14 protein-coding genes are annotated in these 20,325 nt (G+C 68.1%); 7 read left to right on the forward strand and 7 right to left on the reverse strand.

Annotation, left to right across the window (positions count from 1 at the left end; all coding sequences use genetic code 11):
- Nucleotides 1-7: 7 nt before the first annotated feature.
- Together QHF84_RS39925 and QHF84_RS39930 are read right to left on the reverse strand one after the other, a co-directional pair.
- The gene (locus tag QHF84_RS39925) at nt 8-1,180 is read right to left on the reverse strand and encodes a 6-phosphofructokinase (protein ID WP_281318818.1); all 1,173 of its coding nucleotides are present in this window, start codon (nt 1,178-1,180) and stop codon (nt 8-10) included.
- 369 nt (nt 1,181-1,549) lie between these two features.
- Nucleotides 1,550-2,386, reverse strand: a complete 837-nt coding sequence (locus tag QHF84_RS39930; protein ID WP_281318819.1) for an oxidoreductase — start codon at nt 2,384-2,386, stop codon at nt 1,550-1,552.
- Between QHF84_RS39930 and QHF84_RS39935 the strand changes: the two genes are divergently transcribed.
- The 3 genes from QHF84_RS39935 to QHF84_RS39945 all read left to right on the forward strand — a co-directional run bounded on the left by QHF84_RS39935 (nt 2,377) and on the right by QHF84_RS39945 (nt 4,801).
- A complete protein-coding gene (locus QHF84_RS39935) occupies nt 2,377-3,414 on the forward strand; it encodes a LysR family transcriptional regulator (protein WP_281318820.1) in 1,038 nt (345 codons plus the stop codon). The two genes, QHF84_RS39930 and QHF84_RS39935, sit on opposite strands and share 10 nt — an antisense overlap.
- 75 nt (nt 3,415-3,489) lie before the next feature.
- On the forward strand, nt 3,490-4,062 hold the full coding sequence (locus tag QHF84_RS39940; protein ID WP_281318821.1) for a hypothetical protein: 573 nt from the start codon (nt 3,490-3,492) through the stop codon (nt 4,060-4,062).
- Between the two features lie 46 nt (nt 4,063-4,108).
- A complete protein-coding gene (locus QHF84_RS39945; RefSeq protein ID WP_281318822.1) occupies nt 4,109-4,801 on the forward strand; it encodes an OmpA family protein in 693 nt (230 codons plus the stop codon).
- Nucleotides 4,802-4,826: 25 nt separating this feature from the next.
- Here the strand turns inward: QHF84_RS39945 and QHF84_RS39950 are convergent, their stop codons facing one another.
- Nucleotides 4,827-5,387, reverse strand: coding sequence for an XRE family transcriptional regulator (locus QHF84_RS39950; protein WP_281318823.1), 561 nt, complete (start codon nt 5,385-5,387; stop codon nt 4,827-4,829).
- A 220-nt stretch (nt 5,388-5,607) separates the two neighbouring features.
- On the opposite strand from QHF84_RS39950, the gene QHF84_RS39955 reads away from it, so the two are divergent.
- Nucleotides 5,608-6,435 (forward strand): mechanosensitive ion channel family protein, encoded by an 828-nt coding sequence (locus QHF84_RS39955; protein WP_281318824.1) that lies wholly within the window; start codon nt 5,608-5,610, stop codon nt 6,433-6,435.
- A 21-nt stretch (nt 6,436-6,456) separates the two neighbouring features.
- Here QHF84_RS39955 and QHF84_RS39960 read toward each other — a convergent pair whose 3' ends face one another.
- From QHF84_RS39960 to QHF84_RS39970, 3 genes are read right to left on the reverse strand one after another with little or no spacing between them, the layout of a single operon-like run.
- On the reverse strand, nt 6,457-8,535 hold the full coding sequence (locus QHF84_RS39960; protein WP_281318825.1) for a hypothetical protein: 2,079 nt from the start codon (nt 8,533-8,535) through the stop codon (nt 6,457-6,459).
- Between the two features lie 40 nt (nt 8,536-8,575).
- Nucleotides 8,576-9,547, reverse strand: coding sequence for an aldo/keto reductase (locus QHF84_RS39965; protein ID WP_281318826.1), 972 nt, complete (start codon nt 9,545-9,547; stop codon nt 8,576-8,578).
- Nucleotides 9,548-9,593: 46 nt separating this feature from the next.
- Nucleotides 9,594-11,936, reverse strand: coding sequence for a DNA polymerase II (locus QHF84_RS39970; RefSeq protein ID WP_281318827.1), 2,343 nt, complete (start codon nt 11,934-11,936; stop codon nt 9,594-9,596).
- Nucleotides 11,937-12,170: 234 nt separating this feature from the next.
- Between QHF84_RS39970 and QHF84_RS39975 the strand changes: the two genes are divergently transcribed.
- Nucleotides 12,171-13,763 (forward strand): TldD/PmbA family protein, encoded by a 1,593-nt coding sequence (locus QHF84_RS39975; protein WP_281318828.1) that lies wholly within the window; start codon nt 12,171-12,173, stop codon nt 13,761-13,763.
- Between the two features lie 9 nt (nt 13,764-13,772).
- A complete protein-coding gene (locus QHF84_RS39980) occupies nt 13,773-15,101 on the forward strand; it encodes a TldD/PmbA family protein (protein WP_281318829.1) in 1,329 nt (442 codons plus the stop codon).
- Nucleotides 15,102-15,479: 378 nt separating this feature from the next.
- Here the strand turns inward: QHF84_RS39980 and QHF84_RS39985 are convergent, their stop codons facing one another.
- Nucleotides 15,480-17,108 carry a S8 family serine peptidase gene (locus QHF84_RS39985; RefSeq protein ID WP_281318830.1) on the reverse strand — a complete coding sequence of 543 codons (1,629 nt, stop codon included), beginning with the start codon at nt 17,106-17,108 and terminating at the stop codon, nt 15,480-15,482.
- Between the two features lie 678 nt (nt 17,109-17,786).
- Between QHF84_RS39985 and QHF84_RS39990 the strand changes: the two genes are divergently transcribed.
- A complete protein-coding gene (locus QHF84_RS39990; RefSeq protein ID WP_281318831.1) occupies nt 17,787-20,240 on the forward strand; it encodes a VCBS repeat-containing protein in 2,454 nt (817 codons plus the stop codon).
- The last annotated feature ends 85 nt before the right edge of the window (nt 20,241-20,325 follow it).

A 20,325-nucleotide genomic window follows, 5' to 3' on the forward strand; every position in this document is an offset into this window, starting at 1 on the left:
CCTCGGCTCAGAGACTGGTCTTCTCGCTCGTGAAATTGTCCCGGATCCACGTGGAGAAGCCGGGGATCTGGAGCCGCGCGAGCAGCGGCAAGAACGCTCGCTCCACGCGGTCCTCCCGCGCGACGAGGTGGAACGGGCGCACGCCGACGTCGTTCGACGCGAGCACGAACGGCATGACCTCCGTCCCGCCCTCCTCGAACGCATCGAAGAGCAGCGACGCCTTGACGTACGCCGCCGAGATCTCCAGGAACGCAGGCCGCACGCCGCGCAAATACCGGCTGAACGGCTCGGCGATCACGCGCTTCTGCGCCGAATCGACGAGCCCCGCCGCCTCGAGCTGCCGACGCAAGAACTCGCTCGCCGACGCGCCCGGCATCTCCCGCGCCCGCCGCTCGCGCTCGTACCCCTCGGCCACCACGACGAGCGCGTAGTCGGCCCGCGAGAGCGCCGCCGCGGTCTCGCGCAGGACAGCGTCCGGGAACTGAAAAAACGGCAGCACGATGAGGTGCGCGCGCGCCGCCACACCACAGTGCAGCGCATGCCGGCCGCTGCGGTTGCCCATCATCTCGAGCAGGTAGATCCGCTTGTGCGTGTAGGCGTCCTCGTAGAGCCCACGCGCAATCGTCGCGCCCGCCTCGACGCCCGAAAGAAAGCCAATCGCGCGATCCCCAGCGAGGTCGTTGTCGATCGAGACGTTCATGAACCCCGTCGGCAGGCGCGGGCTCATCTCGCCGAGCAGCGCGCGCAAGCCCTCGAACGTGCCATTGCCGCCGACGCCGACGAGGTGCGAAAACCCCTGCGTTCGTAGCGTCTCCGCAGCCGCGCGGCGGTTTCGCTCGTCATGGAAGCCGAGGTAACGCTCGCTGCGGAAGTCACTGCCGGCGTCGAGGACGCGGCGCCCCATGCTGCGCGCAGGGATGCCCTTGGCGAGCAGGGCATAACGCTCCCGACGGCTCACGATGAGCCGCTCGAAGCGAGGCTCACTCGTCGCGTCGGCCGTGAGCGAGCGGAAGCCCTCGGTCGCAGCCCAAACCTCGTACCCGCGCCGCGAAGCCTCCTCCGTGAGCGCAACAGCAACCGACGCGTACCCCGGCGCGTTGCCGCCATCAAACACGAGGAGCAGGCGCCGCTCCGACGGCGGCATCGCAGCAGGCGTCCCGAACTCCACGAGGTTCGTCATGCGGAGGCGCGTAGCACGAACGGGGGGTGCCTTGGAAGGCCGTAGCGCCGGGGTTTCACCCCGGACCCCGACCAGGGGTTGTCCACCCCTGGACCCGGACCAGCGCAAGCGCTGGACCCGGGGTCGATGAACTGCGCGACGCGCAGTTCATCGAACAGGCCAGGTCAAGACCGGCGACGATCCTGCCCGCCAAGACAGCAGCGCTGACGGTTCAGCTCGAAACGCACCTCCAAGGTCTTGCCACCGGCCCGTCGGAAAAACTGCGCGAAGCGCAGTTTTTCCGCCCTCGGTCCAGGCCGTGCCTGGTCCGGGTCGAGGGGCGGACAGCCCCCGCGGGGTCCGGGGCAGCGCCCCGGCGCGACGCTTCCTTCAGCGCTCCTGCGAGGCTGTGTAATCGGTCGAGCGGGTGACGGCTTCCCACCGATTGATTTCGTCGATCACGGCGTCGAGCTTCGCCCGCGCTCGTGTGAGCGCGTCCGTGCCGAGCAGGAGATGCAGCGGCGGGTTCTCGGCCCGCACTGCGGCGAGGATTGCTTGTGCTGCCCGGTCGGGATCGCCGATCTGGCGCCCGGCCATCGCGTCGAGCGCGGCGCCTGTGCGCCCCACGGTGCTGGCGTAGGCGGGGTCTGCGGCGGCGCTGCGCTGGATGGAATGGGATGACAGGAAATCGGTCCGGAATGCGCCTGGGGCCACCGCCGTCACCTTGATGCCGAGCGGTGCGACCTCTTGCGAAAGTGATGCGGACAGCCCTTCGAGTGCGTATTTTGCCGCGGCATAAAGTCCCGAACCGGCGCCGGGGGCGCGGCCGGCGATCGAGGTGATGTTGACGATGTGGCCGGCTTTCTGGGCACGCAGGCGTGGCAGTGCGGCGCGGATGATGCGGAAGGGCGCGAACACGTCGACCTCGAACAGCCGCACGAGCTCGGCGTCCGTTGCCTGCTCGATCGCGCCGAGAAGGCCGTAGCCTGCGTTGTTGACGATCACGTCGATCTGCCCGGCGTGATCGAAGGCTGCTGCGACTGTCGCCTCGATCGCGCCGGGATCGGCGACGTCGAGGGTCAACACTTCGAGCGTGCCTGGCCCCGCTGCGATGTCGGGCGTGCCGGACCGCACCGTCCCGTACACGCGGTCGCCCTCGGCCACCGCCGCCTGCGCGAGAGATCGGCCGAGACCGCGCGAGATCCCCGTGATGAACCATGTCTTCATTTCTGTCTCCTTGGGTTGCCCCGAGACGTAACCCCCGCTGGCTCGGTACAGAATGCCGGCGTTTCTCACAGCACTTGTTAGCTCGGCTGAAAAATGCTTCGAGAGGAGCCATGGATCCCCTGCTCTCGGGCAGCGACTTCAACCAGCTCCGCGCGTTCGTCGCGGTGGGCGAGCAGCTCTCCTTCAGCCGTGCGGCCGAGGCGCTCGGCGTCACGCCCTCGGCCTTGAGCCAGCTTTTGCGCGGGTTCGAGGAGCGGGTCGGGGTGCGCCTCGTGAATCGCACCACGCGATCGGTTGCGCTCACCGAGGCCGGCGCGACCTTGTTCCAGCGCGTCCGGCCGGCTGTGCAAGAGCTCGGCGAGGCGATCGGCCAGGTGCGCCGCACACGCGAGCGCGTCGCCGGCACCGTTCGTGTTCATTCCTTCCGCTCGGCGGTCGCGAAGTATCTCGACCCGATCCTGGCTGGGTTCGGCGAGGCTTACCCCGACGTGGTGCTCGACATCACCCTCGACGACGCGGTGGTCGACCTGGTCGCTGGCGGGTATGACGCCGCGCTCCGCATCGGCGAGGTGATCGAGCGTGACCTCATCGCGGTGCGGCTTGGCCCGGAGTTGCGCCAGATCGCGGTCGCCGCGCCCTCTTATCTCGCTCGGTACGGCCGGCCCGAGCATCCGCGCGACCTCGTTCATCACCGTTGCATCCGCTGGCGTTGGCCGGGACATACCGCGCCTTATGCGTGGGAGTTCTGCGAGGACGGCGCGTGGTTTTCGGTGACGGTCGACGGCCCGCTGATCGTCAACGACAAGGAAATGGCGCTGCGCGCCGCTCGCAAGGGCATCGGCATCGGCTTTCCGGTCGAGGACACGGTGCGCGACGACATCGCCGCGGGGCGCCTCGTGCCGCTGCTCGAACGGTGGTCGGCGCCGTTTCCAGGGATGTTTCTGTGTTATCCGCGACAGCGGCAAATGGCGCCGGCGCTCCGTGCATTCATCGATACGGTGAGGACGGTAAGAGATCCTGGTAAATGATCTTGTCGGTCGAAATCGAGAAAATCATGCCGTTTTCGAGGCGAGGGCGTGTATTCTGCGCCTGGAGGTGACGACATGAACCGACGAATGTTCTTGCCGCTTTTCGCCCTCGTCCTCGGGCTCGCCGCCTGCGGCGACGACGTGGCTTCCGAGGAGGACGCGCGCCGCGCCTACGAGAGCCTCGACAAATCGATCGACAAGGCCATGCAGCTCGGCTTCCAGGGCTTCAATGCCGCGTCGAGCGCGAACATCGATCCGCAGATGGCCAATGGTGACAGGACGGGCACCATCACCATCAGCGGCAAGGTGGATCAGGGTGCGTCGGACAACAAGACGATGACCCTGAACGAGGTCTTGAAGGATTACTCCGACGACGGCGAGGTCACGTACAACACCTCGGGCACGGGTCCGGTCCTCGATCTGAAGCTCGCCGGCATTCCCAACGGCACGATCACGGGCACGCTCGTCGGCGCATTCACCATGTCGGGCGCGCTCGAAGGCAGCGTCACGCTGAACCTCACGATCAACGGCGAGCTCCAGCCCACGATGGCCGATCCGATGAAGATCGAGCGCAAGCCGGGGACGACGAAAATCACAGGAACGGCGACGAGTGATTACGGCACCTACGAGGTGAACCTCACCCGCTGACGATTTTCCTTTCCCGGCCCGCCCTCCCAAGCGCATCGTTCGAGCCGTGCGCTCCCCTTTCCTCGCCCTGCCCCTCGTCCTCGCCGCGCTCGGATCCGGGTGCGGCGCGACGAACCCGCCCCCCGAGCCTCCGCCCGTGATCCTCACGGACACCCCGAAGGCGCCGCCTGCGCCTTCTGCCCTCGCCGCGGCCGAGGATCCGCCCGCGCCGGAGCCCGAGCCCGAGCCCACGCCGGAGCCCGCGCCGAGCAATCCCGCGGAAAACCCTGCGCCCTCGCCATGGCTCGCCGGGCCCACGAGCCCCGGATCGTTCACACTCGAAGGCGGCCGGCTCGTCGTGAAAGAGCCCATCGAGTTCGACACGGGCAAGGACAGCCTCAAGGCCACGAGCGGGCCGGCCCTCGATTTCATCACCGCGTTCCTTCAGGCCAAACCCGACCTCACGCTCCTCCGCATCGAGGGCCATTCCGACAGCCTCGGGAGCTCGGCCATGAACCTCGAGCTCTCGGGCCGCCGCGCGCTCTCCCTCGCACGGGCGCTCGTTTCGCGCGGCGTCGATTGCAGGCGGCTCATCGCCGTGGGATTCGGCGAGACCAAGCCCATCGGCGACAACCGCACCGAGGAGGGGCGCAAGCAAAACCGGCGCATGGAGTTCGTCGTGGCCGCGCTCAAAGGCCGGCCCGTGATGGGTTTGCCGGTCGACGGCGGCGGACGCGTCGCGGGGGATCCCTGTCACTAGATACGTTTGGCGGGAAAACCGAGCGTCAATCCCCCCGGGCCAGCACCACGACCGAATACCCGACCGCCGGGACGCGGCCCGGGTTGTGGTACGAGTGCCGCTGATCGCCGCGGAACACCACGACGTCGCCCTCGGCCACCTCGAACCGCTCGCCCGCGACCCAGAGCTGGATCTCGCCCGCCTCGACCGTGAGGTATTCGCGCGTGCCGGGCGTGTGCGGGACGCCGGTCATCCGGCCGGACGGGGCGATCTCGATACGATCGATCTCCATCCCGGGAATGGCGTCCGGCAGGAGCTTTCGCACGACGGCTTGCCCCGGCGTGCGCACGGGCAAGGTCTCGCGGGCGTAGTGACGCGCGGCGCTGCGTGGTGCGCTCAAGAGCTCCTCGATCGACACCTGGAGCGCGGACGCGGCGCGGTTCAGGACCGCGAGCGTCGGGTTCGCCTCGCCGGACTCGAGGTGCGCCCACGTCGCGCGCGGCACCCCGCCGAGCTTGGCCATCTGCTGTTGCGTGAGCCCCCGCGCCTCCCGGAGCTGCTTGACGTTCTTGGCGAGCCGGCCCGCGAGATCCCGATCCCCATCCATGGGCCCCAAGCAGAGCAGATTCCAACCCCTTGGCGCAAGCTCCAACGACTCGGCAGCCTCCCCCGAGGCACGCTGAGGACGCGTGTCCTCACCTCCAGCCGCGGAGTGATGCCTCGCCGCCTCGGATCGAGACCCCTCACGCATCCCGATCGAGCCCTTGTAATGGCGGATCGTCCCGGATACGTTCCCGGCACAGGGATTGCTGGCGGGGAAAACCAACATGAACGAAACGATTCAAAAGTACATCGACGTGGCCGTTCAGCTCGGCATGAACGTGGGATTGAAGATCCTCGGGGCGATCGTCCTCTGGATCATCGGCCGCCTCGTGATCCGCGCGGTGCGCGGCATTCTCGATCGCAACCTCCAGGCGCGTGAGATCGACGCCACGGTCAGCAAGTACCTGAGCTCGGTGGCGGGCGTCCTGCTCAACATCCTGCTCCTCCTCTCGGTGCTCAGCATCTTCGGCATCGAGACGACGACGTTCGCGGGCCTGCTCGCGGCGGCAGGCGTGGCGATCGGCGTGGCGTGGTCGGGCCTGCTCGCGAACCTCGCGGCGGGCGTCTTCATGATCGTGCTCCGCCCCTTCAAGGTCGGCGATGACGTCCTCGCGGGCGGCGTCGAGGGCACGGTGCACTCGATTGGCCTCTTCGTCACGACGATCGACACGCCCGCCAACGTCCGGGTCTTCGTGGGCAACGGCAAGATCTTCAACGACACCATCAGGAACTTCTCCGAGAACCCCTACCGCCGCGTGGATCTCAGCGTGCAGCTCTCGAACCAGGCCGACGTGCACAAGGCCATCGCGGTGCTGAAGGAGAAGATCGCGGCCATCCCGCACGTCGCGAAGACGCCGGCGCCGGTCGTCGAGCTGCAGAGCATCACGCTCACCGGCCCCGTGATCGCCGTGCAGCCCTGCTGCCACAACAGCCATTACGGGGCCGTGTACTCCGCGGCGATCCAGATGATCCACGACGAGATCGGCAAGCTCGGCTTCCCGGCCCCGGCAACCCCGGTCCTCGTCACCGAGCCCAAGAAGGCCGCCGCCTGATTCTCGCTCCCCTCCCCCGATCTATCTCGCCCCTCCCCGCGCCCGCGACAACCAGAACGTGACGTTCGGCCCATCGCGGCGACCCGGCGGCATGTTTTGCCGGTCGTAGATCACGAGCGGCACCTCCGACTGCATCACGACCTCCGCGTCGAGCGTTTGCCGCAGCTCGCTGCACGTCGACGCATACGCCTCGTCGGCGTTTTTCTGGGACCAGCACGGCAGGCCCTCGTAGAGGTAAAGGCACGCGGGCGGGTCGCGGAGCAGCTCTTCGAGCGGCTTTTCGATCTTCACTTCGGGGCGGACCCCCGGGGCGAACGTGGGGACGACGCGATAACGATCCTTTCCGCGATCACGCCCGCCCACACGCTCGCCGATGCGAGCGAACCGCAGCTCCTTCGCTTGCGCGTCCGCGCCGGCGTACTCGATCACCGTGCAGCCTTCGGGCACGAGATCGCGGGCCTTTTGCACGAACGCGTGCTCCCGCATCTCGGTGAAGCCGACGTCCTCGATCCACCCGCGATACAGCAAGGGCGCCGCGAGGAGCGCCCCGCAGGCGACGAAGACACCCGCGCGCTTTCGCTCCCAGAGCCAAGGCACGGCGCTCGCGCCGAGGAGGAGGAAGGGGACGACGAGGTGCATGTGATGCCGCGCGCGCATCGTCTCCTCCATGACGAAGGCGTGCGTGATCGTGAAGATCGCGAGCCAGCCGAGGAGGAACACGACGAGCCTGCGTTCGCCCGCGCGATACCCGATGATCGCACCGGCGAAGGCGAGCACCACGAGCACCGGCGGCGTCACGGCGGGATCGGTGAGCACGAAGAGCTTCGGCACGAGGACCGCGCGCCCCGCATCGAGCAGCCAGCTCGGCCGAAAGAGAGCCGTTTGCACGGCCGCCTCGTTCGTCGAGAAGAACACCGGAAACACGAGCGCGCCCATTCCGCCGACGACGAGCAGGCCGAGCACGCGCCGCACGGGAGGCGCCGTCTCCGGGTGGAGCGAGACGACGGCGGCCATGTAGATGACGATGAACAGGATGTTCAGCGGCCGGAGCAGGTACCCCGTGTAAAGAGCGGCCGGCAGGCAGGCGATCGCGACGATGCGGAAGACGCGCGACGGGTCGCGGAGCCACGCGTGGATGAGCGCGAACGAGAGCGAGGTGATCACGAGCGAGGGGACGAATGCATCCTCGCAGCGCGAGAAACGGATGTGTTGCGGCAAGAATGCGACGGCGAACGCGGCGAAGAGGCCGGCGCGTGGATCACGCAGGAGGTAGGTCGCGTGGCCGAAGAGCACGAGCGGCATCGCGGCGGCGTACCCGAAGTTCGTCCACGTGATGACGTCGGTCAGGTAAAACGGGCCGCCGGCGCGCGCGGCGAGCGCTTCGAGCACGGGCCCGTCGGCGACGGCGCGCACGTTCGGCCAGAGGCGCGTCCAGGGCCAGGCGCCGAGGAACGAGACGGGCGCGAGCCAGAGCCGCGTGGCCGCGCCGGCGAGGACGATCGCGGCGAGGGCGCCTCGCATCCACGCAGGCTCGTCCCGCGTGAGCCGGACGGCGAGGACGGTGGCGAGCGCGACGAACCCGAAGAGCGCGACGATGCCATCGAGATCCCCCCATTGCCCCGCGGCGTAGGCTGCGACGCGCGCCTGGATCGGGGCCACGCCGGACGAACGTGGAGTCGCCTTCGGCTGCGGCTCGATCCAGAGGCCGCCGTGATCATTTCGGGTGAGGGCTTCGAAGAGCGTGGCGACGGCCTTTTCGGCCGCGGGATCCCCCGAGGGATCACGCACGGCCACGAAGCTCGACGAGCGCGGGGCCTCGGGGCGCGCGGCCTCGTCTTCGGGGTGGACCAGGGTGACGCGGGCCTCGCGCCCCTTCGGCTCACGCAGGCTGACGAGGATCCGTTGCTGCTCGATGGAGACGTTCCAGAGCGCGAATCCCTCGGCGACGTCCTTGCCAAGGGTGAAGGGAGCGAAGAGCGCGAGCACGTCCTTCTCGCGCCCGCCGGGGAGCATGTACGGATGCGCGAGGGCGCGCGGCGCCCAGGAAACGAGCGCGAGGACGAACAGCAGGAAGGACAGGGCGGCCCGGCGAAACGTCACGGGCCGAGCGTACTCGATCCCGGCGCCGCCTGGCCGTCCTTCACCACGCGTACGCTTCGGGCGCGGCGCCGCCGGGGCCGGGGAAGATCTCGTCGAGCTTCTTCAGGGTCGCCGGGTCGAGCTTGATGTCGAGCGCGCGCACCGTGCCGTCGAGCTGCTCGATCGTACGTGGACCAATGATCGGCGCGGTCACGGCGGGCTGCGCGAGGAGCCACGCGAGCCCGACGTCGGCGGCGGGCTGGCCGAGGCCTTCCGCGAGCGCCTCGAACCGCTCGAGTTTTTCGCGGTATTTGAGCAGGTTCTTTTGCGCGAAATCGGTGGCGAGCCGCCCTTCTTTTTCTTTCTTGAGGGCGCCGCCGAGGATGCCGCCCTTGAGCGGGCTCCACGGGATGACGCCGAGCCCGTAGTGCTCGCAGGCGGGGATCACCTCGAGCTCGATCGTGCGGTCGATCAGGTTGTACAGGCTCTGCTCCGAGACGAGCCCCAGGAAATGGCGCGATTTCGCGGCCTCGTTCGCCTGCGCGATGTGCCAGCCCGCGAAGTTCGAGGAGCCCACGTAGATCACCTTGCCCTGCTGGACGAGGACCTCCATCGCTTGCCAGATCTCGTCCCACGGCGCGTCGCGATCGACGTGGTGCATCTGGTAGAGATCGATGTGATCGGTCTGGAGCCGCCGGAGCGATTCCTCGCACGCCTGCCGGATGTGCAGCGCCGAGAGGCGCGAGGTATTCGGCCAGTCGCCCATGCCGCCGTAGACCTTCGTCGCGATCACGGTCTTCTCGCGGCGCCCGCCTCCCTGGGCGAACCAGCGGCCGATGATCTGCTCCGTCCAGCCCTCGCCCTTCTTCCAGCCGTACACGTTGGCCGTATCGAAGAAGTTGATCCCGAGATCGAGGGCGCGGTCCATGATGCGGAACGAGTCTTCCTCGCTCGTCTGGGGGCCGAAGTTCATCGTGCCGAGGCAAAGTCGGCTGACCTTGAGGGCCGTGCGGCCGAGTCGGGTGTATTGCATGGCGCGGCACGATACTCCCCGCGCGTGGGCATGTCACCCGGGCACTTCAGAAGAGCGAGAGCTGGCGCCGCGCGCCCGTGACGTCGTCGAAATCGCGCCCGCCCGAGAGACGGAGCACCGCGTCGGCGATCGGCTTGATCTGGTGCTCGACATAATGCTCGTGGTCCAATGGGGACGAACGCGCGCTCGTGGGCTCGGGGCCGTTTTTCGTGACCACGTACGAGACGACACGGCCCGCGTCCCCGCCGAGCCTGCGCGCCGCCTTCACGTGCGGCGGCGTGGTCTTCGTGTAGGCTTCGAGCGGCTTGCGTAACGCCTTGCGGTAGACGAGCTCGGCGTCGAAGCGGCCCGCCCGGAGATCCTCGACGAACGCGAGGATGAACGGCTCGACGGGGCGATCGTGAAAGACACGATCCAGAAGCTCGCGCTGGAACCTGCGCGCGATGGCGCTCGTATCGCGCCGGACCGCTTCGAGGCCGACGATCTCGACCTCGCCGTCGCCGCTCGGTCGATGGACGAGCCCCGCGTACCGCTTCTTGCTGCCCTCGGCGCGTCCGCGCATTTCGGGCAGGAAAAACCGCGCGTACATCTTGGCGAATGCGAGATCGAGGTGGCTCTCGACGGAGAACGAGAGAGAGATCGCGCGATCAACCTCGCCGGCGATGTGCTCGCGGAGCACGTGCGCGTACGCCGCGGCTTTTTCGGGATCGGGCTCGCCCACGTCGACGAAGAGCGAGTCGGTGTCGCCGTAGAGCACACGATGGCCGGGGAGCGAGGCGGCGGCGCGGGCCGCGACGCGGATGACCCATTGCCCCGCGAGCGGGATCGCGCTCGCGACGGGCGGCGAAAAGAGGCGCGACGCGGGGGAGCCGAGCACGCCGTAGAGCGAGTTCATGAGGATCTTGATGGCCTGCGCGCGCCGCTCGTCGCCGCTCTTCCTCGCCTCTTGCCGCTCGTTTCCGAGCCGCGCCACGAGATCGGGCAGGATGCCCCGCTCGTCCCGCCGGAACGTCGCGCCGCCGGGGACGTGGATGACGCTCGAATCGCTCGGTTTGCCCTCGCCCGCGAAGGTGAGCGGATCGATGTTGAAGGTGCGGATGATGCTCGGGTAAAGCGATTTGAAATCGTAGACGAGGACGTTCCGAAAAAACCCGGGTATTCCATCGAGGACGAGGCCGCCCGCGAGGGCAGTCCCTTCGAGATCATCGTCGCGGACGACCGAAGGCGCGACGCGGCCGCGGCTCCGGACCTCACCGAGGTAAAGCGAATCCACGGCGGCGATCTGCGAGCCGACACGATCCGGCGGCATGCCCGTGAGCAAGCTGCGCTCGACGGCGAGCTCGACGAGGCCGAGCTTCTGCACGATCTCGAGCACCAGCCGGGCGTCTTCGAGGTTGTACGCGGCGAGCGCGGCCGGGTCGTCGCGGAAGGCGGACTCGATGGCTTCGCCGCGTGCGTCGGGGCCAAACAGTTTTCCGCGGCCGAGGATCGTGCGCGCCGCGGTCTCCAGGCGATAGTCGTCGAGCCGCACGAACGCGCCACGCACGAGCGCGAGCCCGTCGAGCACGACGCGGCCGGGGACGAACGCGCGCGCCTCGCGGGTGAAGCCAGGATCGCGGCGGATCGTGGGGTTGCCCGAGGCGCGGCCGAGCGAACACGGCAGGCGCGCGCGACGCGCGAACGCGACGAGCTGCGGGAGATCGAAATCGGGCAAGCTCCAGCCGGTGAGCACGTCGGGATCGGCCGTTCGTACGTGCTCGAAGAAAGCAGCGAGGAGGGAACGTTCGTCGGGGAAATGTTCGACGTAGGAGGGCAGGGTTGTCGTGGCGCCGCCTTGCATCAGGAAAACACGCTCGCCACCCTGGCCCGCGGCGGCGATGGAGAAGAGGCGGGCGCCGTCGAGGCTCGTCTCGATGTCGAACGAGAGCACCGAGAGGCGCGGGACAAACGAGGCCGGCTCGATGCGCGGGTTTCTGTAGACGCGGCCAACGCCGCGGCGACGTTCGAACGGGCCCTCGACCGAGAAGGCGCCGCGGATGCCGTGATCGACGAGGAAACGCTGCACGAAACGCACATCCGCTTCGAGCGGGATCACGCCGCTCGCGACGAGGGACGCCCGCAGCGCGGCGAGGCGCTCGGGGTTCGGGGCCTCGACGCGCAAGACGGGATCTCCGGCAAACGAGACGAAGGGCGTTTCCGACAGGCGCTCGCCCGCGACGCGACGCGCTACGGCTGCGTCCTCCACGCGAACGAACATGTACGGCCGATGCTGGTCGTGCACGAGGAGCGCGGGTTCGCCGCTCGCGAGGACGGCGTACAGGTGCACCTCGGTCCGATCGTCGTGGATCCGGTAGGTCGGAGTCAGGATGAATCCGCGTTCGGCGTTCACACGCGTCGTCCCGGAGCGTCTACCCGTTGGATGGTACGACGCTGTAGACCACGGCACGGCATTGGTTGCAAGCGGCAGGCCGTGCCGCGCTGCGGCATGACGTTATGGATCGAAGTTCCCGGACGAACCACCCGGACGGAGGCGTCGAAACGCGGCTCGCCTGTTGAATCCGCGTGCTCGCGTGTGGACGTGGGTGTATCGTCGTGACCGTACTTTCACCTGGAGCTCAAAACGATGGGCCACGATCTTCGCCTGAACCGGAGGCAATTCATCGAGATGGGAGCGTCGAGCATCGCGGCGGCCTCGGCGAGCGGGTTCTTGCTCGGCTGCGCGGGGCAGGCGCTCGAAAAGCCCACCACGGCCGCGGTCGTGCCCTCGGCCAACGCGCCGAAGGTCTCGTATTTCAGCCGGTTCGGCGTCGACGAGGGGATGATCCGGGACGCGCTCGCGGAGGCGCTCTCGCGCGGCGCCGATCACGCCGACCTCTTCTTCCAGCACCGCGTCACCAATGGATTGCAGCTCGAAGACGGTGAGGTGAACCGCGCCTACACACGCGTGGAGCTCGGCGTGGGCGTGCGCGTGGTGCGCGGCGATCAGACGGGCTACGCGTACACGGAGGAGCTCACGCGCGAGGCGATCAAGCGCGCGGCGCAGACGGCGGCGGCGGTCGCGGACGGGCCGGCGCGGCCCGGGCCCACGGCGTTCGCGGTCGGTGCGGCGCTGCCGCAGCGTTACGCGCTCGACGTGCCCTGGGACGGCATCAAGCCCGAGCAGAAGCTCCCGATCCTCGACGGCGTGAACGCGGCGATCTTCAAGGCGGATGGCCGCATCAAGAAGGTGAGCGTCGGCTTCATGGACGAGGCGGGCGCGATCCTCATCGCCGACAGCCAGGGGCGGCTCGTCGAGGATTTCCAGCCGATGACCACGCTCTACGTCTCGTGCGTCGCCGAGCAAAACGGCCGCAAGGAGACGAACGGCTACAACGTGGCGGGCCGGCGGGGGATGGATTTTTATTCGGCCGAGACCGTGGGTCGCGTGGTGCGCGAGGCGGTCGCGCGGACGACCGTGCTCTTCGACGCGGTCCCGGCGCCGGCCGGGGAGATGCCCGTGGTGCTCGCGGCCGGCTCGTCGGGCATCCTCCTCCACGAGGCGATCGGCCACGGCATGGAGGCCGATTTCAATCGCAAGGGCGTCTCGATCTACGCGGACAAGATCGGCAAGCCCATCGCCAAACCCTTCGTGAACATCGTCGACGACGCGGCGCAGCCCCACGCGCGCGGGGCGATCAACGTCGACGACGAGGGCAACCCCGCGGGCACGACGACGCTCGTCGATCGGGGCATCCTCGCGACGTACATGCACGACTCCATCTCGGCGAAGCACTACGGCCTGAAGCCCACGGGCAACGGCCGGCGGCAGAGCTACCAGCACCCGCCGATGCCGCGCATGCGGGCGACGTACATGCTGCCCGGGCCGCACGAGCACGACGAGATCGTGGCCTCGGTCAAGCGCGGCATCTACTGCCAGAGTTTCTCCAACGGCCAGGTCCAGATCGGCGCCGGCGATTTCACGTTTTACGTGAAGAACGGCTTCCTCATCGAGGACGGCAAGCTGACGCGGCCGATCAAGGACGTGAACATCATCGGCAACGGCCCCAAGGTGCTCGAGCGCATCGACATGGTGGGCAAGGACCTCGTCATCGACGAGGGCGGCTGGACCTGCGGCAAAGACGTGCAAATGGTGCCCGTCTCGCAGGGCATTCCCACGGTGCGCGTCTCGTCGATCACGGTGGGCGGGCAGGGCGACAAGGCGAGCGCGAAGGGCTGAGGGAGCGTCATGACGAACGAAGCCATGCTGGAGATCGCCAGGAAGGTCGTTTCTCTCGCCAAACAGAAAGGCGCGGCAGAGGTCGCGGCCGTCGCGAAGGTGAAGCGGGACGTCGACGTCACGTGGCGCGACGGCAAGCTGGAGAAGATCACGGAAGCGACGAGCCGCGGGCTCGACGTCCGGCTCTTCGTCGACGGGAGGTACTCGGTCTGCTCGACGAGTGATCTGCGCCCCGAGGGCCTCGCGTCGTTCCTGGACAACGCCATCGGCCTCACGCGCACGCTCGCGAAGGATCCGCACCGGACCCTGCCGGATCCCGCGCTGTACGCGAAGGCGGCGCCGGAGGGCCTTTCCATCGCCGATCCGCGAATCGAGAGCATCACCGCGCTCGATCTGCGCCGCACGGCGCAGGGCATGGAAGAGGCGGCGCGCTCCGTCAAGGGGAGCGAGGCGATCCTGAGCGTCACCACGAACGGTTACCATTCGTGGAACGAGACGACGCAGGTGCATTCGAATGGGCTCGAAGGGAGCTTCGCGGGCACGGAGTTCTCGATCTCGGCCGACGTGAGCATCAAGGACGACGACGGTCGTCGGCCCGAGGAGGGCGAATACGCCTGGGTGCGGATCTACGCGGACCTGCCCGACGCGGCGTCCGTGGGACGACGCGCGACGGAGCGGGCGCTCGCGCGGCGAGGCTCCAAAAAGGCCCCCTCGGCCGTGATGCCGGTGATCATCGACAACCGCGCCGCGGGCCGCTTCGTGAGCTACTTGCTCCGCCCGCTGACCGGGGCCGCGCTGCAGCAGAAGCGCTCGTTCTTCGAAGGGTTCGTGGGCAAACCGTTCGGCAGCGACAAGCTGGATTTCGCGGACGATCCGCTCCTGCCGAAGGGCCTCAGCACGCGGCCGTTCGATAACGAGGGCCTGGCCGCGCGACGATTGCCGATGTTCGAGAAGGGCGTCCTCAAGAACCATTACATCGACACGTATTACGGCAAGAAGCTCAGCATGGCCCCGACCACGGGCGCCTCGACGAACCTCGCCTGGAAGCTCGGCCCGAAGCCACAAGCCGCACTCGCGGTCGACGTGAAGGACGGCCTGCTCGTCACGTCATTCCTCGGCGGAAACTCGAACGACGCGACCGGCGATTTCTCGCTCGGCGTCCAGGGCTTCGTGATCCGCGGCGGAAAGATCGCCGAGCCGATCGCCGAGATGAACATCGCCGGTCGCCACGTCGACGTGTGGAAGCGCCTCATCGCCGTCGGCAACGATCCGTTCGTTTATTCGAGCAGCCGCGTGCCCACGCTCGTCTTCGACGGCATGCAGGTCGCCGGGACCTGATCTGCGAGCGTGGAGCCGGGGCGCTGCCCCGGACCCCGCGGGGGCTGTCCGCCCCTCGACCCGGACCAGCGCAAGCGCTGGACCTCAGGTGGAAAAACTGCGCGATGCGCAGTTTTTCCAGCAGGCCGGTGGCAAGACCGTGGAGGTACGTTTCAAGCTGGCGATGGGGGCACCGTTGCCGCCTTGGTTGGCAGGGTCGTCGCTGGTCTTGACCTGGCCCGTTCGATGAACCGCGCATCGCGCAGTTCATCGACCCCGAGTCCAGCGCTTGCGCTGGTCCGGGTCCAGGGGCGGATAGCCCCGGTGGGGCCTGGGGCAAAGCCCCAGCGCAGCGCCCCCAAGATGAAATCCATGCTCAGGGGCACGGGCTCCCAAGGCTCACTTGCAGATCTTCTTGCCCTTGACGCCGCAGGTGCCCGAGCAGCAATCCGAGCCGGCCGCGCAGGTCGCGCCGGAGGCGCCGCAGGTGGGCCCGCCTCCGCCGCCGCTGCTGAGCAGGGCGTCGAGCGCGTTCTTCGCGCGCACGAGGCCATAGCCGAAGTTCACGTCGCGGCCGGCCGTGCCGAGGTCCTCCGCCGTCGAGGTGAGTGCATTGCGGACATCGGCGTTCGTCGCCGTTGGCTTCTGGCTCCAGATGAGGGCCGCCACGGCCGAGACGTGCGGCGTCGCCATCGAGGTGCCGTCCCATGCCTCGTAACCCGTGCCCGGGATCGTCTGGATTGTGTTCAGCGTCGCGCTCGCGCCGAGCGAGCTCGCGACGAGGGCCTGGCCGTCTTCGAGGCTCGCGCTGATGGCCGGGATCGCGCTCGTGCCGTTGAGCGTGCCCGCGAAGCCGCCGGAGACGTTGTTGTAAATGACCGCGCCTGCGGCGCCGCCGCTTTGCGCGTTGGCGACCTTCTCTGCGAAGCTGTTCGTGCCGCGCTGGCACAGCACGATCTTGCCCGCCCACGAGCCCACCGAGTCGCACAAGCCGCCGTTGACGAGTGCGCCCGAGACGCTCTTTGCCGCCGCGCCGTCGATGATTGAACCCGCATATTGGCTCGAGCCGACCGTGAGCGTTGGTGTCGTCCACGGCACGGTCGAGAGAACCTGCACGCCCGGCGCCGCGATCTCGACGTCGGCGTTGTATTGCGAGAAGTCCGCCTTCGCCTTCGCCGAATCGACTGCCGCGACGGACATGACGGACGCATACCCTGCTGGATACGAGGTCTTGTTGTTGCCGCCGTTGCCCGCGGCTGCAATGCTGAGCACGCCCGCGGCGTAGGCGTTGTCGAACGCGGTCTTTTCCGTGTTGCTCGACAGGGCACCGCCGAGGCTCATGCTCACGACCTTCACGCCCGCGCTCCGGCATTCGTTCAGCGCGGCCACGAGATCCGAGGAGTACGACCAGGCGCAATCGGCGCCGTCGAAGACCTTCACGATGTGGAGCGAGACGTTGTCCGGCGCGACGCCCACGACGCCGAGGGAGTTGTTCACTGCGGCGATCGTGCCGGCGACGTGCGTGCCGTGGCCGCAGCTATCCGAGTTCCACGAGGTGCCGCTCTGGCCCGTGACGGGCAGGCCCTGGAGATCGGCGTGGCCTGCATGAAAGCCCGAGTCGATGATGCAGACCTTCGTACTGCCGCTCGCGTTCGAGAACGCGGGGTCGGTCGCCTGCACCATCGAAATGCCGTACGGCGTCGTCTGGCCGTAGAGCTCGCGGCGCGGATCGACCTCGACGTATTCGACGTTCGGGTTGTTCGCCATGGCCTCGACGGCCGCGTCGGGCAGGTACACGGCGCTCGCGGCCTGCTCGGGTAGCTCCCGCGCGACCTTGCCGCCCGCGGCCGTGATCGACGCGCCGCGCCGCCCGTAATCCTTGAACTTGATGATGTACCGGCCCTCAGCCGAGAGGGCGACCGGAGCGGCTCCCACGTCCTCCCTGCCCTCGTCCGCGCCGATGGCGCAAGCCGCGAGGCCGAGCGAAGCAATCACGAGCGCGAGGGAATAACGAAGCTTTTGCGTCATGTCGGTTCCTTCCGGGGTATGGAAATGGTGCACCGTCGCCGGTCGAAAATACGATAGGCGACATGGAATTGACGTCGAGGTGCGCTGCACGCGCGCACGTCCGTAGGCGACGCGTACGAACCGCGCCTCTCGAATTTATATTGCAGCGTCACGCCGTGGTTGGGTCAACGCGCGAGTGGCTCACCAAGGTGGGCTGTGACGCAGACTCGACGAGACCCCTTCGGGAACCGGAGCCACCCGCGTGAACAGCCACTTTATTCTGCTTCGGGCAGCATTGCAAGGTTCCATTTCGAAAATAAATGTGCGCAAAACCTGGTTCCCGCAATGACCAGCCATCGTGCGCACACAGGTCACACGCGTGACCAGCACATGGCGACGTGGACGCACGTCGCGCGAGGCAGCAAAACGCAATGGCCTCTTCCAGCGCTTCCGGGTCGAGGGCCGGCTGTGGTGTTCGGCGTGGCATCGGCAGCCAGCACCGCGGATCGTTCGGCGAGCACGGCGGGATATTCAGCCGATGCCGCAGCTCCAATGGCCCCGATGTTCATCACGACGCCTTGCCGGATATCGGGGCAGACGAGCTCCAGCAGATAGTTCGGTCACTCCACGCGGCGTTCTGATAGGCTCCCCGGACGCTTGCTTCGGAGGGAGATCGTGAGGAGAGCCTCTGCCGTTCGGATGGCGTTGGTCTGGGTGTGCGCCGGCGCGTACGCGTGCTCCGAGGTCGACGCGGAGCCTCCCACGTCGTCCTCCACCAGCACGAACGCGTCCGCCAGTGGAAGCAGCAGCAGCAGCGGCGCCGGTGGCAGCGGCGGCAGCGGCGGCAGTGGCGGCGCGCCATGCATCCCCGTCGACGATCATGACGCGTGCACCGATGACGTCTGCGATATGAGCGGCCCCGTGCACCAGCCGAAGGCCGACGGCGCCGCATGCGTCGCCGCCAGCGGCTGTATCGTCGGCAGCACCTGCCAGGCGGGTATGTGCGTGGGGGGCAGCCCGATCATCTGCGACATGGGCAAGACGTGCGTCGCCGGCGCCTGCGTCGGTCCCCCGTGCGCCGGGACGATCGGGCTCCCAGGCATCCCCTACATCCCGGTGGGCGACCAGCCATCGTCCATTGCGATGGCAGATCTCGATGGCGACGGGCTATCGGACCTCATCGTCGCGAACACGGGCGACGATACCGTGAGCGTGCTCGAGAACCTCGGGAACGGCAAATTCGCCCCCCCCGTCGACCTCCCGAGCGGACCGAGCCCCTCCGCGGTCGTCGCGGCCGATCTGAACGGCGACGGCAAGCCCGACCTCGCCGTGACAAACCGTGACGGCAACACTGTGAGCGTGCTCGAAAACCTCGGGGGCGGCGCCTTCGCCCCGCCGCTCACGCACGCCGCGGGCCTGGGTCCGAGCGGGGTCGCCGTGGCAGACCTCGACGGCGACGGCATGCCCGATCTCGCCGTCTCGAACAGCGGCAGCAGCAGCGTGGGCGTGCTCTTCAATCTGGGCGGCGGCGCCTTCGCACCCATGATGGCATACACCGTGATGGGGCACCCGAGCTCGGTCGCGGTCGCAGACCTCGACAGCGACGGCAAACCCGATCTCGCCGTCGCGTCGCGCTACGTCCTCGCGGGCGGCAACGTGAGTGTGCTCCGCAATCAGGGCGGCGGCTCCTTCGGCGCGGCGGTCGAGCAATACGCGGGCTACGGGGCTGCGTCAGTCATCGCCGCGGACCTCGACGGCGACGGCCGGCCCGATCTCGCCATTGGCACCGCCGACACCGACGGCTGGAGCAGCCACCTGAGCGTGCTCAGGAACGAAGGCAATGGCACCTTCGCCCCGCCGACCGTGTACCCTACGCTCCATCCTGTTTACGACGTGGCAGCGGTGGACCTCGACGGCAACGGCAAGCTCGATCTCGCCGCTGCGAGCGGAGACTCCAGCGCGAGCGTGTTCATGAACCAGGGCAGCGGCACCTTCGCCGCACCCGTCCGCTACGGCACGGGCAAGGTCCCGGAAGCGGTCGCGGTCGGGGACCTCGACGGCGACGGCAAACCCGATCTCGCCGTCGCGAGCGCCCTGAGCGACAGCGTGAGCGTGCGGCTCAATCAGGGAAGCGGTGTGTTCGGCCGGCAGTACCCCGTGGGCGACTTACCATCCGCGATTGCGGTGGCGGACCTGAACGGCGATGCCCTGCCCGATCTCGCCGTCGCGCGCGCCACCGGCAGTGGCGTCGGCGTCCTTTTTCATCAGGCCGACGGGAGTTACGCCGATCCCGTCGATTACGCCACGATCGGAGAGCCCCACACCATCGTCGCGGCGGACCTGAACGACGACGGCGCGCCCGATCTCGCTGTCGGGAGCTACGGCACAGGCGGCGTCGACGTGCTGCTGAACGACGGGAATGGCGCCCTTGTGCCCCCGATCAACCACGCAGTGGGCGAAGGGGTGAGGTCGATCGTCGCCGCGGACCTCGACGGTGACGGCAAGCGCGATCTCGTCGTCGCCAGCCAGTTCAGCAAGAAGGTGAGCGTGCTCGTCAACCAGGGGAACGGCGCTTTCGCCGCTGCCGTCGACCACGACACAGGTATGGTCCCGGTCTCGGTCGCGGCGGCGGACGTGAGCGGCGACGGCAAACCCGACCTCGCGGTCGCGAATGCGAGCGGCGACGTGAGCGTGTTTTTCAACCGGGGCGACGGCACGTTCCACTCCCCTGTCCACTATGCCGCGGGAGGGGACCCGATTTCGGTGGTCCTCGCGGATCTGAATGGCGACGGGAAGCTCGACCTCGCGGCGTTGAACTACAGCTTGGCCAGCGCGAGCGTGCTCTTCAATGAGGGAAACGGCTCCTTCTCCCCCGCCACCGGATACGCGGCGGGCGCGATGGCAATCTCGCTCGCGGCAGGGGACCTGAATGGCGACGGCATGCCCGAGCTGATCTATACCGACGACGAAGGCGTCGGCGTGCTCGTCAACGATGGAAGCGGCGGCTTCGCCCCTCCCCTCACGTACGGCGCAGGCATCGCGCCCATCGCTCTCGCGGTCGCGGACATGAACGACGATGGCAAGCCGGACCTCGCCGTTCTCAATGGCCATAGCGCCGACGTGAGCGTGCTTTTCGACGCCTGCATCCCGTGAGCGATCCTCAGAGGGTGTTCCACAGGATCATCGAGACTCCCGGCGTGTGTCGGCGGGCGTTGAGAAGATCGATCCGTACGAGGCG

Source organism: Polyangium sp. y55x31 (assembly GCF_029946505.1).
In the GTDB taxonomy this organism is placed as follows: Bacteria; Myxococcota_A; Polyangia; order Polyangiales; family Polyangiaceae; genus Polyangium.